Source organism: Pseudoxanthomonas composti (assembly GCF_004122095.1).
GTDB classification, from domain to species: domain Bacteria; phylum Pseudomonadota; class Gammaproteobacteria; order Xanthomonadales; family Xanthomonadaceae; genus Pseudoxanthomonas_A; species Pseudoxanthomonas_A composti.
This window is the reverse complement of sequence record NZ_SAWZ01000001.1, coordinates 665,065-686,494: the sequence shown is the minus strand read 5'-3', so window position 1 is coordinate 686,494 and position 21,430 is coordinate 665,065. Positions and strand designations below refer to the sequence as shown.

The window sequence follows — 21,430 nt, the reverse complement described above, 5'->3', positions numbered from 1 at the left end:
TTCCAATGCCTGTGTTTTCCTTCGTCTCGACGCTGCCGTCGAGGCTGGCGCTTGGCTGCGCATGCGCGCTGCCGGCGTCGTTCGCCGTGGCCGATGAAGCCGTCGATGGCGCCCGCACCCTCGATGCGGTGCTGGTCACCGCCGCCCCCGTGACACCGCTGACCTGGAGCACCGATCCGCGGTTGCCGCGGCAGCCGGTGCCGGCCAGCGATGGCGCCGACTACCTCAAGACCGTCCCCGGCTTTTCCGCCATCCGCAACGGCGGCACCAATGGCGACCCGGTGCTGCGCGGCATGTTCGGCTCGCGCCTGAACGTGCTCAGCAACGATGGCGCCATGCCCGGTGCCTGCCCGGCGCGCATGGACAACCCGCTGAGCTATATCGCCCCGGAGACCTACGACCGGCTGACCATCGTCAAGGGCCCGCAGACCGTGCTGTGGGGGCCGGGCGCCTCGGCCGGCACCGTCCGCTTCGAGCGGCAGACACCGCACTTCGAGCAGCCCGGCGTCGAGGCACGGGCCAGCGTGCTGGCCGGCTCCAACAACCGCAACGACCAGACCCTGGAAGCCACCGCCGGCAACACGCTCGGCTATGCGCGCGTGAGCGCCAACCGTTCCGAGGCCGACGATTACCGCGATGGCGCCGGCAACGTGGTGCCCTCGAAATGGCGCAAGTGGAACACCGACGCCGCACTCGGCTGGACCCCGGACGCCCACACCGTCGTGGAGCTCAATGCTGGCCTGGGCGATGGCCTGGCGCGTTATGCGGGACGTGGCATGGACGGTGCGCAGTTCCGCCGCACCAGCCTGGGCGCGCGTTTCGAAAAAACCGACCTGCCCGGTGCGTGGGAATCCATCAAGGCCAGTGTCTACGACAACCACGCCGACCACGTCATGGACAACTACACGCTGCGCACGCCCAACGCCGATTCGGCCATGCCGATGCCGATGGCCGCCAACGTCGATCGCCGCACCAGCGGCGGCCGCCTGGCGCTGGAGTGGGCATGGACGCATCTGGCCTTGACCGCGGGCGCGGACTGGCAGGACAGCCGCCATCGCAGCCGCAGCGCCTCCAACCTGGGACCGTACGCGGCCTGGGCCAGCGATGCGGATCTGGACAACCAGGGGCTGTTCGCCGAACTGACCCTGCATCCGGGCGCGGGCCAGCGCGTGATCCTGGGCGCACGCCTGGACCGCGCCGCGGCCCAGGACCGGCGCGCGAGCATCAGCGGCATGTCGATGGGCGAGCCCATGGGCATGGGCGACGGCATGGCCATGGCCATGGGCAGCGACATGCCCAACCCCACCTACGGCGTGACCCGCCGGCACACGCTGGGATCGGGCTTTGCGCGTTACGAGCAGGATCTTTCTACCCTGCCATTGACCTGGTATGCGGGCATCGGCCATGCCGAACGCATGCCCGATTACTGGGAACTGTTTTCCGCCGACCGCGGGCCGATGGGCACGGTCAACGCATTCTCCGCCGCACGGCCGGAGAGGACCACGCAGCTGGACCTCGGCGCGCAGTACAAGGGCGAGCGCCTGGATGCGTGGGTGTCGGCCTACGTCGGCCGCATCGAGGACTACCTGCTGTTCGCCTACGGCGCCGGCGGCATGATGGGACTGTCGTCCACGCTGACCAATGTCGATGCCGACATTCACGGCGCCGAAGCCGGCGTGGAGCTGCGGCCGGCCTCAGGCTGGAAGCTCGGCAGCACCCTGGCCTGGGCCTGGGGCGAGAACCGCAGCGATGGCACGCCCTTGCCGCAGATGCCGCCGCTGGAAGCCAGGCTGAGCGCCGGCTGGGAAGGCCGCCGCTGGTCGGCCGGCGCCCTGCTGCGCGCGGTGAGCGCGCAATCGCGGGTCGCACCAATGCAGGGCAACGTGACCGGCCGCGATCTCGGGCCCACGGCAGGCTTTGCCACCTTCGCGCTTAACGCCGGGTATCGCATCAGCGAGGCGTGGCGACTGACCGCTGGCGTGGACAACCTGTTCGACCGCGACTACGCCGAGCATCTCAACCTGGCCGGCAGTGCGGACTTCGGCTATCCGGCCGACCCGGTGCGCATCCACGAGCCCGGCCGCACGGCCTGGTTGAAGCTCAATGTCGTCTATTGACCCCAGCAAGCGCCCGCGACCGGATGTCGCGGGCGCGGGCGCAGGAGCGGCCATGAACACACCGACCCCGTCCACCGCGCCGCGACACCGACTGCGCTTCTACCGCGCGGTGTGGCGCTGGCATTTCTACGCCGGCCTGCTGGTGCTGCCGGTCATCGCCTGGCTGGCGCTGACCGGGGCGGCCTATCTCTACAAGACGCCCTTGGACCGGGCCTTCCACCATCGCCTCAAGGTCGTGGACATCGGGCGCGAGCGCCTGCGACCGCAGCAGCTGCTGGAGGCGGCCTCGCGCGCGCAGCCAGGCCAGGTGTTCCGCTACACCACGCCAGCCACCGACGATGCCAGCGTGGAGGTGGCGGTGATGACGCCCGATGCGCGGCACGAGGTGGTCTATGTCGATCCCTATACCGGCGCGGTGCTTGGACAGCTGCCCGATCGCGGCACGCTGGCCGGCGTGATCCGCCGCTTGCACAGCCTGGACCTGTTCGGCCCCATCGCCAGCGGGGTGATCGAGCTGGCCGCTGGCTGGGCGATCCTCCTGGTGCTCACCGGCGTGTACCTGTGGTGGCCGCGGGCGCGGGTCGCGCACCCCGCGCAGGTGCCCGCGGGCCAGTTGGGGCGCGGCGACCTGGGTGGGGTGCTCTGGGTGCGCGGGCGTCCGCCCCAGCGTCTGTTCTGGCGCGACCTGCATGCGGTGACCGGCGTGCTGGTCGGCGGTGTGCTGCTGTTCCTGGCGCTGACGGGAATGCCGTGGTCGGTGCTCTGGGGCGCCAAGGTCAACCAGTGGGTCAATGGCCATGATTTTGGCTATCCGCGCGGTGTGCGCGTGGAGGTGCCGATGTCCACCCAGCGCCTGGGCCAGACCACCACCCCAGCCTGGTCCCTGCGCCAGGCGCAGCTGCCTGCCTCCACGCTGCCCGATCCGCATGCCGGGCATGCCGGCCATGACATGCGTGGTATGGCCGACATCCAGGGCCAGGCGCACGATGCGATGGGCCTGAATGCGGCGATCGCGCGATTCGACGCGCTGGGCGTAGCGCCCGGCTACAGCGTGTCCCTGCCGAGGGGCGCGCACGGTGTGTACACCGCCTCGGTCTATCCGTCCGACCTGCATGCGCAGCGGGTCGTGCACCTGGACCAGTACAGCGGCCAGGTGCTGCTGGATGTGGGCTATGACGCCTACGGCCCGGCTGGGCGCGCGCTGGAGTGGGGCATCAACGTGCATCTCGGGCAGGAATACGGCACTGCCAACCAGCTCGTCCTGCTGCTGGCGTGCGCGGGCATCGTGCTGCTGTGCGTGAGCGGGGCGGTGATGTGGTGGAAGCGGCGCCCGCAGCGTGGCCTGGGGGTGCCGCCGATGCCGGTCGAGCGCGGCACGTTGCGGGTGATATTCGGCCTGCTGCTGATCGGCGGCCTGCTGTTCCCGCTGGTGGGCGCATCGCTGCTGCTGATCGCCGCGCTGGACCGCTGGTGGCTAGGCGACAATGCGCGGGCCACGCAGTAGGCACGGGATCATGATGAACCTTCGGGAGGACGAAGCGATGTGTGTGACGAATCTGGTGAGGCTGTCGTTGTTGACCCTTGTGTTGAGCGCCTGTAGCGGCGCGCCGCCCTCATCGGCCGGGGTCGAAGTGACCGATGCCTGGATCCGCGCCTCGCCCTCGCCGGTGCTGGCCGGCTACCTGACGCTCACGCAGCACGGCGACCGGCCCGATCGGCTGAGGGCGATCACCAGCCCGCGCTTCGGCCGCATCGAGATGCACCAGGTCAGTCACGAGGGCGGGGTGATGCGCATGCGCGCGCTGCCGGAAGGGGTGACCCTGCCACCCGGTGAGCGCGTGCGCTTCGCCCCAGGGGCCAACCACCTGATGCTGTTCGATGCCAAGCCGGCGGTGCAGGCGGGAGAGACGGTGCCGCTGACGCTGCGGTTCGAGCAAGCGCCGCCCCGCACGATCCAGGTGGCGGTGCGCCCCGCCGGCTGAGGGCGCCAGGGGCCGCTCACATGGCCGTGATCCTGCGCCCCACAAGCTGATCGCGACCAAGGGCTCGGCGGTGAGGCATGGCATGAAGCGGGTCTCCAAGATGGTGCTGACCATGTACCTGCCGCCAGCGGCGATCGCGCTGGGTGGCATCGTGCTGTCCGAGATCGTCAGCCGCAGCGGCGAGCTGATCGGCCCGCGGGTGAGTTTCTACCTGGCTGCCGGCATCGGCCTGGTCGCGCTGCTGACTGCCTTCGTATGGGCGTGTTCGGTCAGCTGGCATCTCTATCGTTGGACGCAGGGGCGCGAGCAGCGCTGCGAGTGCGGTGGCCTGCTCTCGCGCCTGCGCACCGCCCGCGATGGCGGCCATTACCGCAAATGCATGAGCTGCGGCGCGCGTGTCCAGACCGATGCCGTCGGCGTCACCCTGCCGCCTGTGGTCCCGGAGCATGCTGGCCCCTGAGCGCGGTGCAGGCGCGATCCTTGAAACGCGCTAGTGAAGTGCGGCCGCGCGAGCGCTTTTGTGGGAGCGGCTTCCGCCGCGAAGAGGCTTTCCCGGGAGAGCCCCTTCGCGGCGGAAGCCGCTCCCACAGACTATCCACACAGATGCAGCTCCCGTTGACGCGCTGCGAGCCGCTCAGGCGGCCGGCACGGGAGGCGGGTTGGCCTCGGCCTCGGCCTTGGCCTGGTTGCGCAGCAGGAAGCGCTGGATCTTGCCGCTGGGTGTCTTCGGCAAGGCGTCGACGAAGGCGATCTCGCGCGGATAGGCATGCGCGGACAGGCGCCGCTTGACGTGCAGCGATAGCGCCTGCGCCAGTGCATCGTCGGCCACGGCCTCCTTGCGCAATACGACATAGGCCTTGACCAGCTCGAACCGTTCCGGGTCGGGCTTGCCGACCACCGCCGCCTCGATCACGTCCTCGTGTTCCAGCAGGCAACTCTCCACGTCGAACGGACCGATGCGGTAGCCCGCCGAGGTGATCACGTCATCGCTCCGGCCGACAAAGGCGATGCTGCCATCGGCGTTGCGTTCCACCGTGTCGCCGGTCAGGTACCAGCCGTCCCGGAACGGTTGCTGCTCGGCCTTCCAGTAGCCGCGGAAGAACAGCGCAGGGGAGTCGGCCACGTGCACCGCCAGCATGCCGGGCACGCCGACCGGCTGCGGCTGTCCGGCCTCGTCCAGCACTTCCAGCCGATAGCCAGGCAAGGGAAAACCGGCGCTGCCGGGCTGCACGGGGTGGGCCAGCGCGTGGTGGTTGCACAGGGTCATACCGGTCTCGGTCTGGCCGTAGTGATCGTGGATCACCGTGTCCAACGCACGCTCGAACCAGCGGATCACTTCCGGGTTCAGCGGCTCGCCGGCGCTGCTGACCGCGCGCAGCCGCCCCTTCACCGGTGCGGCGGCCGCATCGCCGGCGGCCATCAGCATGCGGTAGGCGGTGGGCGCGCCCATCAGGTTGCTCACGCCCAGCTCGGCGATGGTGCGGTAGCAGCTTTCCACGGTAAACGGACCTTCGTGAAAGGTCACCGAGTGGCCCAGCGCCAATGGCCCGGCAATGCCGTAGTACAGGCCATAGGCCCAGCCGGGATCGGCGATGTTCCACAGCACGTCGTCCTCGCGCACGTCCACCGCATCGCGCATGTAGGTGGCGATGGCATCCAGCGCGTGCAGCGGCACCAGCAGGCCCTTGGCCGCGCCGGTGGTGCCGGAGGTGAACATGATCATGCACGGGTCCTCGCGCTCCCGCGGCACCGGCGGGAACGAGGTGGGAAGGCCCTCCAGCGCGGCCCAGAAGTCTTCGTCGTTGCCGCTTTCCAGGGTCAGCACGGGTGGCCCGCCCTGGACCTCATCGAGCTTGGGGCGTTGGTCGCCGGAGGCCACGACCAACCGGGCGGCGCTGGTGGTCAAGCGATGCTCCAGCGCCTTGGGTCCGAAGGCGGTGAATAGCGGCTGGTACACCGCGCCGGCGCGCCAGGTGCCGAGCACGACGATCAGCAGCTCCAGCCGCCGAGGCAGCAGCCCGGCCACCACCTCGCCCGCGCCGATGCCGCGTGCGGTCAGCAACTGCGCGAACTGCGCGGTCCAGGTGTCCAGTTGCTCGAAGCTGTAGCGGCGCACCACGCGCTGCAGGTCGATCCAGCATAGCGCCTCGCGCTGCTGTCCCAGGTGCGCGCCGACACAGCGCTGCCAGGCATTGAGCGGGCCCGGCGCTGGTGTGGCATCGAGCGTGCGGACGTATTCGAAGTAGTCTCGGATCGGCTGTTGCATGCAGGACGTCGTGAGGTGCGCGAGAGGCCCAACTCTAGCGCGTTGCGATACCGGCCCGACGTTGCGCCGCAGCGCCTTCAGGACCCCGGCGGCGAGGCCTCGTCCACGGCCAGCCGCAGCGCACGCCCGCGCTGGCGCAGGACCAGCGCCACCACCACGCCGGCTGCCAGCCAGGCCAGTCCGCCGATCCGCGCCAGGCGGTCGGTGTTGTAGAGCACGTACAGCAGGATCAGTGCGCCGATCACCGGCACCACGCCATGCACCAGCCAACGCCCGGAGCGCCGGAAATGCCAGGCCACCGCCACGTGCAGCAGGACGAAGGAGACCAGCGCGCCAAAGCTGCACACCGTGGCCAGCAGCGCGATCTTGCCCAGGAACAGCAGCCCCAGCGACAGGCTCAGGCCGGCCACCAGCAGGATCGCCCGGCGCGGCACGCCGCTGCCCGCATGCACCTGGCGCAGGAACCGCGGCAGCTGCCCGTCGCGCGCCATCGCGAACAGCAGCCGCGAGGTCGATGCCTGCGCCACCAGCGCATTGGCCAGCGCCGCACCGATGGCCACGGTCAGCGCGATCACCGTCTGCATCCACGGCCCGGCCACGCGTCGCCCGACTTCGAAGAAAGCGTTGTTGGCGGCGGCCTCGTCGGGAAAGCGGCGCAGCTCGGGCAGCAGCAGCGCCGCCAGCCAGGTCTGCAGCAGGAACAGCGCGGCCACCAGCGCCAGCGAGACCAGCGTGGCGCGGCCGACCGTGCGCGCGCCGCCGCGGCTCTCCTCGGTCAGGGTGGAGATGGCATCGAAGCCCAGGAAGGACAGCACCGCCATCGACAGTGCGCCGAACAGCATCGGCAGCGAGAACGCAGCCGGGTCGAACAGCGGGCGCAGGCTCCAGTGCGCGCCGTGGTCGCCGCGCTGGATCGCCAGCGCCGCCAGCACCGCAAAGACGGCCAGCACCAGCAACTGCACGCCCAGGAACACCAGGTTGGCGCGCGCGGTGTTCTCCACGCCGCGCAGATTCACCGCGGTGTTCAGCGCCACGAAGAACACGATCCAGGCATGCTGCGGGATGCCAGGCGCGACGCTGGCCATGGCGTTGGCGCCGATCACATAGAGCAGGGTGGGGACCAGCAGGTAGTCCAGCAGGATCGCCCAGCCGGCCAGGAAGCCGGCGCCCTCGTGCAGGCCGCGGCCGACATATGCATAGACCGAGCCGGCCACCGGAAAGGCCTGCGCCATCTGCTGGTAGCTCAGCGCGGTGAACAGCATCGCCCCGAAGCCCACCAGGTACACCAGCGGCACCATGCCGTGGCTGACGTCGAACACCGCGCCAAAGATGGCGAACGGCGCGGTCGGCACCATCGCCACCAGGCCGTAGACCAGCAGATCGCCCAGGCCGAGCCTGCGGCGCAGTTCGGGGCGGTAGCCCAGGCGGGCCAGTTCCTGGTCGGCGGAATCGCAGGCGTGCTCGGTCATGGCGGTGGGAGGCCTTGGGCGTGTGGCGGGGCCAGCCTCCCTCCGGGGCCGGGTGCGACAGTTCTAGCGCATCGTCAGGTGCCGGGCCAGTGGCCGGGCAGGCAACCCTGGGGACGCGTTGGCGTCCTGAAGCGACAGGGCTCAACTCGGCGCGCGCAGAGGGCGCCTCTGCTCACCGCCCCGGCTGACCGCTACGCCGAGCGCGGCCGTGCCACCGACGGCCGACAGAACGATCAGAAGCCCGATGGAAAGGTGCACCTTGCCTTCATCGGCGAAGAGGCCATCGGTGAACACCGCCACCGCCGCAGGGCCCAAGCCCAGCCCCACCAGGTTGACGGCCAGCATGGTGATCGCGATGAGCTTGCCGCGCGAACGCGCAGGGGCGATGGCCAGAACGGTGGTGGACGTGAGCGAGACCACCATGCCCACCAGCAAGGTAATGACCGCTGCTGCCGCCACCGCCATCGCGGCCGAGCGCGCCAGCATCAGTCCGACCGCGCCGGGGAGCAGCAGCCATCCGCAGGTGCAGGATAGCGCAAGCGCCGCCTGCCGATGGCCGCGGCTGGTGCTGCGGTCGGTGATCCAACCAGCGGCCAGCATGCCGGCGATGCCGAAACTCAGCAGCAGCAGGCCGTAGGTCAGCCCCGCCTCGGCCGTGGTCCATCCCCAGGTGCGAATGAAGGCTGCCGGGAGCCACACCATCGTGCCGTAGGAGGTCATGGCCAGCAAAGCAAACCCGCCGATGACGCAGGCCAGGACAAGGCGGCGATCCTTCCCGTCGGGGCGCTCGGCCGACGCATGTTGGGGCGCGCAGGTCCGCTGCGCGGCCCTGCCTGGTTCCGACACGCACCACATCAGCGGCAACGCAACCAGCCCTGGCAATGCCGCCAGCAGGAATGCGGCCTGCCATGGTCGAAAGCCACCCAGCAGGGGAAGTTCGATCCAGGCTGTCTGTTGGGTCGCATGCATCAGCGCGCCGCCCAGGATCAGGGCCAGGCCTGCGCCGATGAAGGCCCCCGTGCTGTATGCGCCGACCGCACGTGCACGCTGGTGCGCAGGGAAGGCGTCGGCCAGCATGGAGAGCGCTGCGGGGTTGAGCGTGGCCTCGCCGATGGCCACCAGTGCGCGGGTGAGCGCCAGCGTCCAGAACCCCGATGCCCATGCCGTCGCGGCCGTGGCAGACACCCACAGCGCCATGCCGAGCAGGATCAGGTTGCGACGATTCACCCGGTCGCTGGCATGACCCATCAGCAGGCCGACGCCGACGTAGAACAGCGCGAACGCGAATCCGGCCAGCAGCCCGAACTGCGTGTCGCTCAGGTCGAGATCGTGCTTGATCGGTTGCACCAGCAAGCTGATGAGCTGGCGGTCGATGAAGGCCAGCGTGTAAGCGGTCAGCAACGCCGGAAGCACGATCCGTGCATGGGCATGATCGCGCCTGCCCGGCCTCATCGGGGTGCGAGCGAGAGCAGCCGTTCCACCAGCAAGACCAACTCGGATTGGCGGCTGGTCCCGGTCTTTGCAAAGGCGTGCTTGAGATGCGACCGCACCGTGCTGATCGCAACGCCCAGGACCTGGGCAACTTCCTCCATGTCTCGATGCGTCCTGAGCGCCATGCACACGCGCGCCTCCATCCGGGTCAGCCCCAGGGTGGCCTGGAGGACTTGCAGACCGACCTTCGAACTACCCGCATCGTCCAGCGCGTACAGCAGGCCGAGGGTGCGACCTCCCACGGTCAACAGGTCGGGGGCCGACGGTGGAAGCGGACACAGGTGCAGGACCAGGTCCTGGCCCGGTTGCCCACGCTGCGAGGGGATCAGCATCGCCAGCGCGGCGGGACTCGCCAGGTCGTCTTCGCGCCGTGCCATGGCGGCCTTTAGCTGGGCCTGCGCTCTGGACGAGCGAAACCGCAGCGTTCCGTCCGGCGTGCGCAGGACATCCGGGCTTTCCTGGAGAAGCCGCTCTGCGGCCGCGTTGCAGTCGAGCAATCGCCCGTCCGGATCCATCAGCAACATGCCGACCGGAACGCGATCAAACGTGCTGCGTAACGTGTCGAGTTCTCCTTCCAGGCGCGCAAGGCGACGATGGATCGCGTAGAGCTTGACCAGGTGCGGCCGCAGATGCCGGACCATCGCCAGGTCGCGCTCGCCAAAGGGACCCCGGCGTGGCGGACGGTTGAACGACATCACCGTGAAACGGGACGGCCCCTGGTGATCCAGGCAGATGCCCATGCCGTAGCGAATGTCGGCGGGCTTGAGGTATTGGCTGTAGTAGGGGGACGCCAGGAGTTCGGCATCGCTAACCACCGCCTCGCCGTACTGATAGCCCTGGCGAATGTAGCCAGGGCCGCTGCGGTGGCTCCACAGGTTGTTGACCGGCGCCTTGCGCTCGTAGTCGCGGGCCAGCGTGTGCAGCGCGCCGGCATCGAGCTCGTCGGAGACCATCGCCGGGTAGCTGGCATGACCCGCCGTCAGATCGTCGCGGTGGATTCCGGTCAGGCGATTGCCGAAGACCTGCGTCATCAATCGCAGGCAGCCCTCCATGCGGAGGTCATCGGAGAACGTCCCGTAGAGCTGTTCGATCAGCCGATCAGGCGCCGGCGCTGCGGACGCGGTCTTGCAGGTCACGGAACCCCCTCGTCCGCTGGGTGGACGAACATTGCGATGGGCATCACGATTGTTCGCCCGGCCGGTTCGACGCATCACCCGATCGGGTGAAACTCAGCTATCGCAGAGGCGGTCGAGCAGGCGCAGCAGCCGGGCCTGGCTATTGGCTTCCGTCTTGGCGAAGACGGCCTTGAGCTGGCTGCGGAGGGTTTCTTCATGTCGGCTGAGTTGCCTGGCCGCGGCGGCGATCGTCTCGCATGCGTGCAGGGCCACGGCCGCCCTGGCCTCGGCCTGGGTCAGCCCATAGAGCCGGACGAGCAGGCCTTCCAGGTGCGCGCGGCTGGGCGCCAACAGCCGGGCGCTGACGACAGTCACCACAGGTCGGCTGATCAGCCAGGACTGGAAGACGTGAGGCGCGACCGGCCTGGCCTCGACGACGGCCCACGGCGAACCGCGCTGGTCGTGCACGACCAGCGGCGACGCAGACGCAGTCCCCTGATTCGTCGCGGCAATCGCAGCGGCCAGGTCGGCGCGGTCACGCGAGGACATCGCAGCGAGCCTACCCTTGGCCATGCTGATCCCGCTATCGGCGCGCAGCGCGAGTCGCTCGGCCGCCTCGTTGTGGAAGACCACCGCGCCTGTACGGTCCAGCAGCCACAGGGCATGGGGCAGGCTCGCTGCCTCCAGCACCGTCGATGCGTTCAATTGCTTCTGCAGCGCGTGCACGTTGCGGATATGCGGAAGAAGCGAATCGGCGAGCCTGCACTCGCGTTCGGTGTAGTGGCCGGCGGACCTGGACCGGCTCAGGCTCAACACATTGAGGCCCTCCGGCTCGACCGAGACGAGGATTCCAAAGGAGTGGAAGACGTCGAAGGGCCTCAGGACATGATGATAGAAGTCCGTCCTCTGCAACTGGGCGGGCGTCAGCAACCCTTCGTCATGCCCGGTCCCGTGCCTGACCAGTTTGATGGCCGCGCTCGCTGCGAACCATGGATTGACGAAGGGCGCGGCAGCGGCGGCCTTGGTGATCGCTTCGAAAGGGTTGCCTTCGCTATCGAAATGGAGGAGTGGGTGGTGCTTATGTTCGCGGGCATCTCTTTGGACTGCCACCAGCGATGACTTGAAGGCCGCCGTCAGCTGGCGCACGAACTGCCGGTGCGCATCGGGCTCGGTCAATGACCCGTAGAGGTAATGCAGCAGACGATGCTTAGATGATCGGCCGGGCATGGTGGAGTTTCGGCGTGGATGGGATCTAGTGCTTGTCTTGGTTGAAAAAAATATACGGCAAGTAGCGCCTGATGCTCACTGGGTGCGGGCAGCGCGGGGTCAGGCGAGCAGCCTTTGCTGTCATTGCCACGCCCAGTGCTCAGGACAGCCCGCTTCGCGTAGGCGCCAGATCACCCTCAAATGGGGGAGGACGCCAGGACGTGTGCGGCCGAGCATGACGCCTACGGATTTCATTCCTGCAGATCCGTTCAAGGGGAAAACATGCTTGGTCTTCGACGTGGAACCATTCTTCCCGCTCTCGCTGCTTCTGTGGCGCTCCTTTCGGGGTGCGCATCGACTTACGGGAATCTCGTGAGTGGAAGCAAGCTCGGTGCGATGGAGTATCAACCCGCGGTCGTTCCGGTCGACGCGGTAGGTAATGGCAAATATCAGGAAGTTCTTCCGGTGTGCCGCCAGGTCGCGGTGAACCGTCAGGTGACCGCGGCACAGGAGGCCCAGCTCAAGACGATTACTGGCGTGGGAGGCGGCGCGCTTTCCGGGGCTGCTGCTGGCTTGCAGATGGGCAGTATGTTCAAAAATGCTGGATTTGGTGCGTCCTTGAACAAATCGGCTGGCATCGGTGCGGCGGTTGGCATACTGGCCGGTTTGGGGGACTCGTTTTCTTCAGGTACCAGCCAAGGGGCTGAAGAAACTCGCAGGATTTTGCTGAATTGTCTGAAGGCATCCGACCCCGAAGGCAAGTACTACAGGGTCGTTGAGTAGCCTCTCGTGGTCTCGCGGAGGGATATCGATTGAACGACTGAATGCTTCGTTCAATCGAGCGACATCACGAGTGGCGGGCTGCATGAGAAACGATGAGCCGCTCAACTGGGGACGAAGAATGAGATCAAGAACAAGAGCGAAGCTCCGTCGGCGCGCCGGAGCCGCCAACTGCCTTGCGCTTGGCCTGCTGGCATGTTTCGTGCTGGCAGCCTGTGAGACTCTCTCCATCCTGCTTCCTCCTCCGGAGGAGCTGTCTGCCGCGATGGAGCGGGGGGCAAGCAACCAGTATTCGCTCGGAACGAGCCCTTCCTATCGTCCTACGACACCAGGCATGAGCACGGTAAGTCCGGCGCCTGGATGCGGTGCGTCGAAGACCTTCAGGCTGGCCAACGGTTGCTATATCTCTCCACGCTGTCACCAGCGCAACATCGCCGGGGCCAGCGATTTCGATTTTTGCTGTGGCGCGGAGATTCCCGATTGTCCTCCACAGAGAGAGGGGCTCCCGGCGTCAAAGGGTGTCCGTTAGCAGACGATGCCGGGCGCTTGCGCCTCAGGCGCGAATCAAAAAGCCGTGGCCTTGTCCACCGGCTCCGATCATGAGAGCGGTGCCCCTCAGAGATTCTCGTGAATCCCGCACTCGCGCTTGAGGCCGAAGAAGCGGGTGTCCTCCTCGCGCATGCCCGGCTCCCAGCGACGGGTGGTGTGGACATCGCCGATGGAGACGTAGCCTTCCTCCCACAGCGGGTGGTAGGGCAGCCCGTGCTGCTTGAGGTAGACCCAGACGTCGCGGTCGGACCAGTCGGCCAGCGGGCTGATCTTCCAGCGCCCCTCGCGCAGCTGCAGGATCGGCGTGTGCGCGCGGCTGCTGGCCTGGCTGCGGCGCAGGCCGGTGAACCAGGTGCCGACTTGCAGCTCGTTCAGCGCACGCCGCATCGGCTCAACCTTGCGCAGGTCGTTGTACTGCTCGATGCCCTCCACGCCCTGTTCCCACAGGCGGCCGTGGCGGGCCTCCATCCAGGCGCGGCTGACCTGTGGGCGATAGACCTTGAGGTTGAGCTTCAGGCGTTCGGTCAGTGCGTCGGCGAAGCGGTAGGTCTCCGGGAACAGGTAGCCGGTGTCGATCAGGATCACCGGGATGTCCGGCCGCTGCTGCGTCAGCAGGTGCAGGGCCACGGCAGACTGCGCGCCGAAGCTGGAGGACAGGGCGGCCACGCCCGGCCCGTGCTGCAGGGCCCAGGCCACGCGCCCGGCGGCGTCGCGGCGTTCCAGCTCGGCGTTGATCGCCTTCAGGTCGAGGGCATGGGACTGCGCGGAGGCGGGCAGGGCGGTCATGCGTACAGTTCCACGGGGATGGCGCGATGGGTGGGATACGGCGGCAGGTCAATGGCGCCGGCGCGGTGCAGGAAATCGCCGAAGCCCTCATCGACGTGGCGCTCGCTGGCGTAGCGGCCCAGCAGCGGGTCCAGCGCCTCGAGGATCTCCGCCTCGGTGATGTTTTCGCGGTACAGGGTGTTGAGCCGCTGGCCGCGGTGGTCGCCGCCGAGCATCAGGTTGTAGCGGCCCGGGGCCTTGCCGACCAGGGCGATCTCGGCCAGGTACGGGCGCGAGCAGCCGTTGGGGCAGCCGGAAATGCGCAGCACGATCGGCGCCTGGGTCAGGGCATGCTTCTCCAGCAGCGGCTGCAGCTTGCTGGTGAAGTCGGGCAGATAGCGCTCGGCCTCGGCCATGGCCAGGCCGCAGGTGGGCAGCGCCACGCAGGCCATGGCCTTGCGCGCCAGCGCGCTGGGCAGGGCGTTGCCGGCGTCCAGGCCGTGGCGCGCCACCAGCGCCTGCACGGCGTCCTTCTGCGCGGGACCGAGGTTGGAGATGACCAGGTTCTGGTTGGAGGTCATGCGGAACTCGCCCACGCCCGCGTTCTGCAGGGCCGCGGCGATCTCGCGCAGCCCGGTCAGGTGCGTGGCCTGGTCGATATCGGCGATGCGGCCGGCGGAGATGGACAGGGTCAGATGCCAGCGGCCATCGCTGCCCTGGGTCCAGCCGAAGCGGTCGCCGTTGTGGTCGAAGACGAACGGGCGCGCGGGCTGGAAGGCGATGCCGGCGCGTTGCTCGATCTGCGCCTTGATGAAGTCCAGGCCCTTGTCGTCGATGGTGTACTTGAAGCGCGCGCGCTTGCGCACGGCGCGGTTGCCGAAGTCGCGCTGGGTGGTGACCACCGCAGTGGCCACATCGAGCAGCTTCTCGCGCGGAATGAAGCCGGCCACGTTGGCTACGCGCGGCCAGGTCTCGGCATCGCCATGGCTGGCGCCCATGCCGCCGCCGAGGGTGACGTTGTAGCCGAGGATGCTGCCCTGGCCATCGGTGATGCCGATGAAGCCCAGGTCGTTGGCGAACACGTCCACATCGTTGGTCGGCGGCAGCGCGAAGCCGATCTTGAACTTGCGCGGCAGGTAGCGCTCGCCGTAGATCGGCTCGACTTCCTCGCCGGCACCGGCCACCTGCTGCTCGTCCAGCCAGATCTCGTAATAGGCGCGGGTGTTGGGCAGCAGGTGTTCGGAGGTGGCCGCGGCATCGGCGTACAGTGTGGCGTGGGCCTGCGACAGCAGCGGGTTGGCCGCAACCTGGACGTTGCGGTTCACATCGCCGCAGGCGGCCAGGGTGTCGATGAGCGCGGCGTTGATCGCCTGCATGGTCGCCTTCAGTTCGCGCTTGATCACGCCGTGGAACTGGAAGGCCTGGCGCGTGGTGACCCGCAGGGAGTGATTGCCATAGCGGGTGGCGATGGTGTCCAGCTTCAGCCATTGCTCGGGGGTGACCACGCCGCCGGGCGTGCGCGTGCGGATCATGAACTGGTAGGCCGGCTCCAGCTTCTGGCGCCGGCGCTCGTCGCGCACGTCGCGGTCGTCCTGCTGGTAGCTGCCGTGATACTTGATCAGCGTCTGGTCGTCCTCGCGCAGCGCCCCGGTCACCGGGTCGGCCAGGCTCTCCAGCAGGCTGCCACGCAGGCGGCGGCTGTCGGCTTTGATGTCTTCGACGGAATGGGTCATGGGGCTAGGAACGAGTGGAGAGGAACGAGGAACGAGTGTTGGGTAGGCAGGAACGAGTGCGGAAGAACGAGAAACGAGTGAACGGCGTCAGGGATCACGTGGCGAAGCGCGAGAAAGAAAGGCGGTTTGCAATTGGTCCTCTCTCGTTCCTCGTTCCTCTCCACTCGTTCCTGCCTCAATAAACATCCCGCGCATACCGCCCCTCCGTCTGCAAGGTGGTCAGGTAGGCGCGCGCGTCCTCGGGCTTGAGCGCGCCGTGGGTGGCGACGATGTCGGCCAGCGCGGCGTGCACGTCCTTGCCCATGGCGATGGAGCCGCACACATAGAGGTGCGCGCCGGATTGCAGCCAGTCGTAGACCTCGCGGCCGCGCTCGCGCAGCTTGTGCTGCACGTAGACCTTGTCGGCCTGGTCGCGCGAGAACGCCAGGTCCAGCCGGTGCAGCTCGCCGCGCTTGAGCGCATCCTGCCATTCGGTCTGGTACAGGAAGCCGCTGTTGAAGTGCTGGGCGCCGAAGAACAGCCAGTTGCGGCCGGCCGCGCCGGTCTCGGCACGCTCCTGGGTGAAGGCGCGGAACGGCGCCACGCCGGTGCCGGGGCCGATCATGAGGATGTCGCGCGTGCCGTCGACCGGCACGCGGAAGCGCTCGTTGGGCTCCACGTACACCGCCACGCGGTCGCCTTCGCCTAACGACGCCAGGAAGCCGCTGGCCGAGCCGCTGTGGGCATGGCCATGGGCGTGGTAGTTCAGCACGTCCACGGTCAGGTGGACTTCCTCGCCCACGCGCTTGCGGCTGGAGGCGATGGAGTACAGGCGCGGGGCCAGCGGACGCAGCACCGCCAGCAGGTCGGCCACGGGCCATGGCGCCGGCCAGCGGCGCAGCACGTCGATCAGCTGATGGCTGCCCAGCAGCGCGGACAGGTCGGCATTGCCCGGCGCGAGCAGGGCGTTCAGTTCGCCTGCGCCGGCCAGCCTGGCGTGGGCGGCCAGGAACGGGCGCGAGAGCTTGGTCAGTTCGCGGTGGCCGGACAGCCATTCGCGCAGGCTGCGTTCGCTGCCGTCCAGGCGATGGGCGGCATCGCCGTCCAGCCGGAGGGCTTCCAGCAACGGTTCGACCAGCGCCTCTGGATTGCGGTGGACGATGCCCAGCGCGTCGCCGGGCTCATAGCTCAACCCGCTGCCTTCCAGCGAAAACTCCAGGTGACGCACCTGCTTGTCCGGCGCGCCGTGGCGGCCGAAGGCCGGCCCCTTGAAGTCGCGCCCGGCGATGGGCTGGTTGGCCAGCACTTCGGCGTGGAAGGGCGCGCTGTGCGAATACACCGGCGTGGCGACGGCCGGGCGCAGCGGCGTGACCGTGGCGCTGCTGGCCGCGGGCGCCTGCAGCAACCCCTTGGCATGCTCCAGCGCCTGCGCGCGCCAGGGCACGGCCACCGTGTCGATGTCCAGGTCGGCCTCGCCGGCCGGCAGCAGGCGGGTGGCGCCCAGCTCGGCCAGGCGCGCATCGATGCGCTTGGAGATGCCGCAGAACTCGGCGTAGCTGGAATCACCCAGGCCGAGCACCGCGAACTTCAGCTCCGGCAGCTTGGGCGCCCGGCGGCTGCCCAGGAACTCGGTGAAGCCGATGGCGTCATCCGGCGGGTCGCCTTCGCCCTGGGTGCTGATCACCACGTACAACAGGCGTTCGCTGGCCAGCTCGCGGGTCTGGTAGGCGTCGGCACGCTGCAGGCGCACGGACAGGCCGGCCGCTTCCAACTGCGCGACCAGCGCCTCGGCCGCGCGCCGGGCGTTGCCGGTCTGGCTGCCGTAGAGCACGGTGGCGCGCTGGTCCGGGACTGGCGAAGGCGGCGCGGTGCCTGCGGCGATGGCGGCCACGGCCGGCACCGGCTGGCCCTGCGCCAGGCCGGCGGCATAGCCGGACAGCCACCACAGGCGGGCCGCATCCAGGTCGCGGGTCAGGCGCTGCAGGGCATCGGCCTGCTCGGTCGACAAGGGCAAGGGCGGTGCGGGCTGGGCGCTGCTGGACATGAACAGGTGAGCGGGCAAAGCGGCAGGGCTTGCAGGCTAGGGGGGCCGGCGCAAGCGCGGAAAGGATCAACGGTTATGCGCTTATGCTTTCCGCGCATTTCCGCCCTGCGCGGGGCGGCATGAATACTCTGGCCCGCTCTCAGCCCTCGCCCCCCACCGAACCCGCCCTGCATGGATCTGCCCGCCGATCTGCTGACCTACGTTGCCATCGGCTTCGGCGCCCAGCTGGTCGATGGCGCCCTGGGCATGGCCTACGGCATCACCGCCTCCAGCCTGCTGCTGGGCGTGGGCGTGCCGCCGGCGGTCACCAGCGCCACCGTGCACGCGGCCGAATGCTTCACCACCGGCGCCTCGGCGGCCTCGCACCACGCTTTCGGCAACATCGACCGGATGCTGTTCCGCCCGCTGCTGCTGCCGGGTGTCGTTGGTGCCGGCATCGGGGCCTACCTGCTGGCCAGCCTGCCCGGTGAGCTGATGAAGCCGTGGATCGCCGGCTATCTGCTGCTGATGGGCGTGTGGATCGTGGTGCGCGCCTTGCGCGAGTACCGCCCGCGCGTGGTCGCCTCGCACCTGCGGCCGCTGGGCTTCTTCGGCGCACTGGTCGATGCGCTGGGCGGCGGCGGCTGGGGCCCGGTGGTGGCCAGCAACCTGCTGGCGCGCGGCAACGACCTGCGGCTGACGGTGGGCACGGTCAACGCGGTGGAATTCTTCGTCACCCTCACCGCCTCGGTGGTGTTCCTGCTGACGCTGGGGCTGAGCCACTGGCAGCTCATCGCCGGGCTGGCCATCGGTGGCGTGCTGGCCGCGCCGGTCGGCGCCTGGCTGGTCCGCTACGTGCGCCCGCGGCCGATGCTGGCCGCCGTCGGCCTGCTGGTCATCGTTCTCAGCGGCCGCACGCTGCTGCGACATTTCGGAGTCCTCTGAGCATGTCTTCCCTCCATGCCGCGGCCCCGCATCGGGCGGGGGCTACCATGAGCGCCTTCGACCAGGTCCGTTCCCGCCCGATGTCCAGCTCCGGTTCGATCGCCTCCGCCCCGACTTGGATGCCGCTGTCGCACCTGGACCGGCTGGAGGCCGAGAGCATCCACCTGCTGCGCGAGGTGGCGGCCGAGTTCCGCAACCCGGTGATGCTGTATTCGGTGGGCAAGGATTCCTCGGTGCTGCTGCACCTGCTGCTCAAGGCCTTCGCCCCGGCGGTGCCGCCGATCCCGCTGCTGCACGTGGACACGCGCTGGAAGTTCCGCGAGATGATCGCCTTCCGCGACCGCCGCGCGGCCGAGACCGGGGTGGACCTGCGCGTGCACATCAACCCCGACGGCGTGGCGCAGGACATCGGCCCGATCAGCCACGGCGCCACGGTGCATACCGACGTGATGAAGACCCAGAGCCTGAAGCAGGCGCTGGACAAGTACCGATTCGATGCGGCCATCGGCGGGGCGCGGCGCGACGAGGAAAAGTCCCGCGCCAAGGAGCGCATGTTCTCCTTCCGCAACGCCAGGCACCGCTGGGACCCGAAGAACCAGCGCCCGGAGCTGTGGAACCTCTACAACGCCCGCGTCCACCCGGGCGAGAGCGTGCGTGCATTCCCTTTGTCCAACTGGACCGAGCTGGATATCTGGCTGTACATCTACCGCGAGCGCATCCCGGTGGTGCCGCTGTACTTCGCCGCCCCGCGCCCGGTGGTGGAGCGCGAGGGCGCGCTGATCATGGTCGACGACGAGCGCCTGCCGCTGCGCCAGGGCGAGGTGCCGCAGCTCAGATCGGTGCGCTTCCGCACCCTGGGCTGCTATCCGCTGACCGGCGCGATCGAATCCAGTGCCGATTCGCTGGAGAAGATCATCGCCGAGATGCTGGTGGCCACCTCCTCCGAGCGCCAGGGCCGGGTGATCGACCACGAGCCGGGCGCGTCGATGGAGAAGAAGAAGCTGGAGGGGTATTTCTGATGGGGCGGGATTCGGGATTGGGGATTGGGGATTGGCAGAAGCCGGGCTTTGCGGAGACAACCTCGGAAGGCGGCGCTGTTGGCCATCCCCAATCGCCAATCCCCAATCCCGACGGCCAAGCCGTCAAAACCTACCTCCACCTGCACGAATCCAAACCGCTGCTGCGCTTCATCACCTGCGGCAGCGTGGACGATGGCAAGAGCACGCTGATCGGCCGGCTGCTGTACGACAGCAAGCGCCTGTTCGACGACCAGCTGGCCGCCCTGCGGTCGGACAGCCGCCGCCACGGCACCCAGGGCGAGAACATCGACTACGCGCTGCTGCTCGATGGCCTGGCGGCCGAGCGCGAGCAGGGCATCACCATCGACGTGGCCTACCGCTACTTCGATACCGACCAGCGCAAGTTCATCGTCGCCGACTGCCCGGGCCATGAGCAGTACACCCGCAACATGGCCACCGGCGCGTCCACCGCCGACGCGGCGGTGGTGCTGGTGGATGCGCGCAAGGGCCTGATGACCCAGACCCGCCGCCACAGCTACATCGTCTCGCTGCTGGGCATCGGCCACGTGGTGCTGGCGGTGAACAAGATGGACCTGGTGGACTTCAACCAGAAGCTGTTCGAGGACATCGTCACCGGCTACCGCGCGCTGGCCGCGCAGCTGGGCATCGCCCACGTGCAGTGCATCCCGCTGTCGGCGCTGGAGGGCGACAACCTCTCGGCGCGGTCGACGCGCACGCCGTGGTACGACGGCCCGGCGCTGCTGGAACACCTGGAATCGATCACGCTGGACGACGCCCAGTCCCAGGCGGGCCTGCGTCTGCCGGTGCAGTACGTCAACCGCCCGCACCAGAATTTCCGCGGCTTTGCCGGCACGATTGCCGCCGGCGAGGTGCGCCCCGGCGACCCGGTGGTGGTGCTGCCGTCCGGCCGCCGCTCCACGGTGGCGCAGGTGCTGGGCGTGGATGGCGCCATCGACCGCGCCCGCGCCGGGCAGGCGGTGACGCTGACCCTGGCCGAGGAGGTGGACATCAGCCGGGGCGATGTCATCGCCGCAGCCGGCGATCCGCCGGAGGTGGCCGACCAGTTCGCCGCGCACGTGCTGTGGATGGACGATGCCGCGCTGCTCCCCGGTCGCCCGTACTGGCTCAAGCTGGGCGCGCGCACCGTGTCGGCCAGCGTCAGCGAGATCAAGCACCGGGTGGACGTGAATACGCAGGAGCCCTTGGCGGCCAAGCGCCTGCAGCTCAACGAGGTGGGCGTGTGCAACCTGGCGCTGGACGAGCCCATCGCCTTTGCGCCCTATGCCGAGAACCGCGCGCTGGGTGGCTTCATCCTCATCGACCGGCAGAGCAATGCCACCGTGGGCGCCGGCACGCTGGATTTCGCCCTGCGCCGCGCCGGCAACGTGCACTGGCAGCACCTGGACGTGGACAAGGCCGCGCGCGCGCGCATCAAGGGCCAGACCCCGCGCGTGCTGTGGTTCACCGGGCTGTCCGGCGCCGGCAAGTCGGCCATCGCCAACCTGGTGGAAAAGCGCCTGCATGCCCTGGGCCATCACACCTTCATCCTCGATGGCGACAACGTGCGCCACGGCCTGAACCGGGACCTGGGCTTCACCGACGAAGATCGCGTGGAGAACATCCGCCGCGTGGCCGAGGTGGCGCGGCTGATGGCCGATGCCGGCCTGATCGTCCTGGTCAGCTTCATCTCCCCGTTCCGCGCCGAGCGGCAGATGGCGCGCGAGCGCTTCGCGCCGGGCGAATTCATCGAGGTCTTCGTCGATACCCCGCTGGCCATCGCCGAGGCACGCGACGTCAAGGGCCTGTACGCCAAGGCGCGCGCCGGCAGGATTCCCAACTTCACCGGCATCGACTCGCCCTATGAGCGGCCGGAGGCGCCGGAGCTGCACCTGCAGGGCGGCAGCGACAGCGCCGAGGTCCTGGCTGCGCAGGTGCTGGAGTATCTGGAGCAGGCCTAAAGGCAAGCTCGA

16 protein-coding genes are annotated in these 21,430 nt (G+C 68.7%); 8 read left to right on the top strand and 8 right to left on the bottom strand.

What is annotated here, in order from left to right:
• Positions 1-5 precede the first annotated feature (5 nt).
• The 4 genes from EPA99_RS02830 to EPA99_RS02815 all read left to right on the top strand — a co-directional run bounded on the left by EPA99_RS02830 (position 6) and on the right by EPA99_RS02815 (position 4,559).
• Positions 6-2,117, top strand: a complete 2,112-nt coding sequence (locus tag EPA99_RS02830; RefSeq protein ID WP_129469656.1) for a TonB-dependent copper receptor — start codon at positions 6-8, stop codon at positions 2,115-2,117.
• A 52-nt stretch (positions 2,118-2,169) separates the two neighbouring features.
• On the top strand, positions 2,170-3,621 hold the full coding sequence (locus EPA99_RS02825; RefSeq protein ID WP_129469655.1) for a PepSY-associated TM helix domain-containing protein: 1,452 nt from the start codon (positions 2,170-2,172) through the stop codon (positions 3,619-3,621).
• A 79-nt stretch (positions 3,622-3,700) separates the two neighbouring features.
• Positions 3,701-4,099 (top strand): copper chaperone PCu(A)C, encoded by a 399-nt coding sequence (locus tag EPA99_RS02820; RefSeq protein WP_241688251.1) that lies wholly within the window; start codon positions 3,701-3,703, stop codon positions 4,097-4,099.
• An 82-nt stretch (positions 4,100-4,181) separates the two neighbouring features.
• Positions 4,182-4,559 (top strand): hypothetical protein, encoded by a 378-nt coding sequence (locus tag EPA99_RS02815; RefSeq protein WP_129469653.1) that lies wholly within the window; start codon positions 4,182-4,184, stop codon positions 4,557-4,559.
• 174 nt (positions 4,560-4,733) lie between these two features.
• Here the strand turns inward: EPA99_RS02815 and EPA99_RS02810 are convergent, their stop codons facing one another.
• The 5 genes from EPA99_RS02810 to EPA99_RS02790 form a co-directional block, all read right to left on the bottom strand.
• On the bottom strand, positions 4,734-6,365 hold the full coding sequence (locus EPA99_RS02810; protein WP_129469652.1) for an AMP-binding protein: 1,632 nt from the start codon (positions 6,363-6,365) through the stop codon (positions 4,734-4,736).
• Between the two features lie 77 nt (positions 6,366-6,442).
• The gene (locus tag EPA99_RS02805) at positions 6,443-7,834 is read right to left on the bottom strand and encodes an APC family permease (RefSeq protein WP_129469651.1); all 1,392 of its coding nucleotides are present in this window, start codon (positions 7,832-7,834) and stop codon (positions 6,443-6,445) included.
• Positions 7,835-7,975: 141 nt separating this feature from the next.
• Entirely contained in the window at positions 7,976-9,235 is a 1,260-nt protein-coding gene (locus EPA99_RS02800) for an MFS transporter (protein ID WP_164978534.1), read from the bottom strand.
• Positions 9,236-9,282: 47 nt separating this feature from the next.
• A complete protein-coding gene (locus tag EPA99_RS02795) occupies positions 9,283-10,461 on the bottom strand; it encodes a helix-turn-helix transcriptional regulator (protein ID WP_164978533.1) in 1,179 nt (392 codons plus the stop codon).
• A gap of 93 nt (positions 10,462-10,554) precedes the next feature.
• Complete coding sequence (locus tag EPA99_RS02790; protein WP_129469648.1) at positions 10,555-11,667, bottom strand: helix-turn-helix transcriptional regulator; 1,113 nt, start codon at positions 11,665-11,667, stop codon at positions 10,555-10,557.
• 375 nt (positions 11,668-12,042) lie between these two features.
• Between EPA99_RS02790 and EPA99_RS02785 the strand changes: the two genes are divergently transcribed.
• Positions 12,043-12,429, top strand: a complete 387-nt coding sequence (locus EPA99_RS02785) for a hypothetical protein (RefSeq protein WP_129469647.1) — start codon at positions 12,043-12,045, stop codon at positions 12,427-12,429.
• A 612-nt stretch (positions 12,430-13,041) separates the two neighbouring features.
• Here the strand turns inward: EPA99_RS02785 and EPA99_RS02780 are convergent.
• The 3 genes from EPA99_RS02780 to EPA99_RS02770 all read right to left on the bottom strand — a co-directional run bounded on the left by EPA99_RS02780 (position 13,042) and on the right by EPA99_RS02770 (position 17,496).
• Positions 13,042-13,761 carry a phosphoadenylyl-sulfate reductase gene (locus EPA99_RS02780; RefSeq protein ID WP_129469646.1) on the bottom strand — a complete coding sequence of 240 codons (720 nt, stop codon included), beginning with the start codon at positions 13,759-13,761 and terminating at the stop codon, positions 13,042-13,044.
• On the bottom strand, positions 13,758-15,473 hold the full coding sequence (gene cysI / locus EPA99_RS02775) for an assimilatory sulfite reductase (NADPH) hemoprotein subunit (protein WP_129469645.1): 1,716 nt from the start codon (positions 15,471-15,473) through the stop codon (positions 13,758-13,760). Before cysI ends, EPA99_RS02780 begins: the two co-directional genes overlap by 4 nt.
• Positions 15,474-15,648: 175 nt before the next feature.
• The gene (locus EPA99_RS02770) at positions 15,649-17,496 is read right to left on the bottom strand and encodes an assimilatory sulfite reductase (NADPH) flavoprotein subunit (protein ID WP_129469644.1); all 1,848 of its coding nucleotides are present in this window, start codon (positions 17,494-17,496) and stop codon (positions 15,649-15,651) included.
• A gap of 171 nt (positions 17,497-17,667) precedes the next feature.
• Here EPA99_RS02770 and EPA99_RS02765 point away from each other — a divergent pair, with 171 nt between their 5' ends.
• The 3 genes from EPA99_RS02765 (at position 17,668) to cysN (ending at position 21,418) form a co-directional block, all read left to right on the top strand.
• Positions 17,668-18,420, top strand: coding sequence for a sulfite exporter TauE/SafE family protein (locus EPA99_RS02765; protein ID WP_129469643.1), 753 nt, complete (start codon positions 17,668-17,670; stop codon positions 18,418-18,420).
• An 80-nt stretch (positions 18,421-18,500) separates the two neighbouring features.
• Positions 18,501-19,439: a sulfate adenylyltransferase subunit CysD gene (gene cysD, locus EPA99_RS02760; RefSeq protein ID WP_129469775.1), complete on the top strand. Its 939-nt coding sequence runs from the start codon at positions 18,501-18,503 to the stop codon at positions 19,437-19,439.
• Positions 19,439-21,418 (top strand): sulfate adenylyltransferase subunit CysN, encoded by a 1,980-nt coding sequence (gene cysN, locus EPA99_RS02755; RefSeq protein ID WP_129469642.1) that lies wholly within the window; start codon positions 19,439-19,441, stop codon positions 21,416-21,418. Before cysD ends, cysN begins: the two co-directional genes overlap by 1 nt.
• Positions 21,419-21,430: the final 12 nt, after the last annotated feature.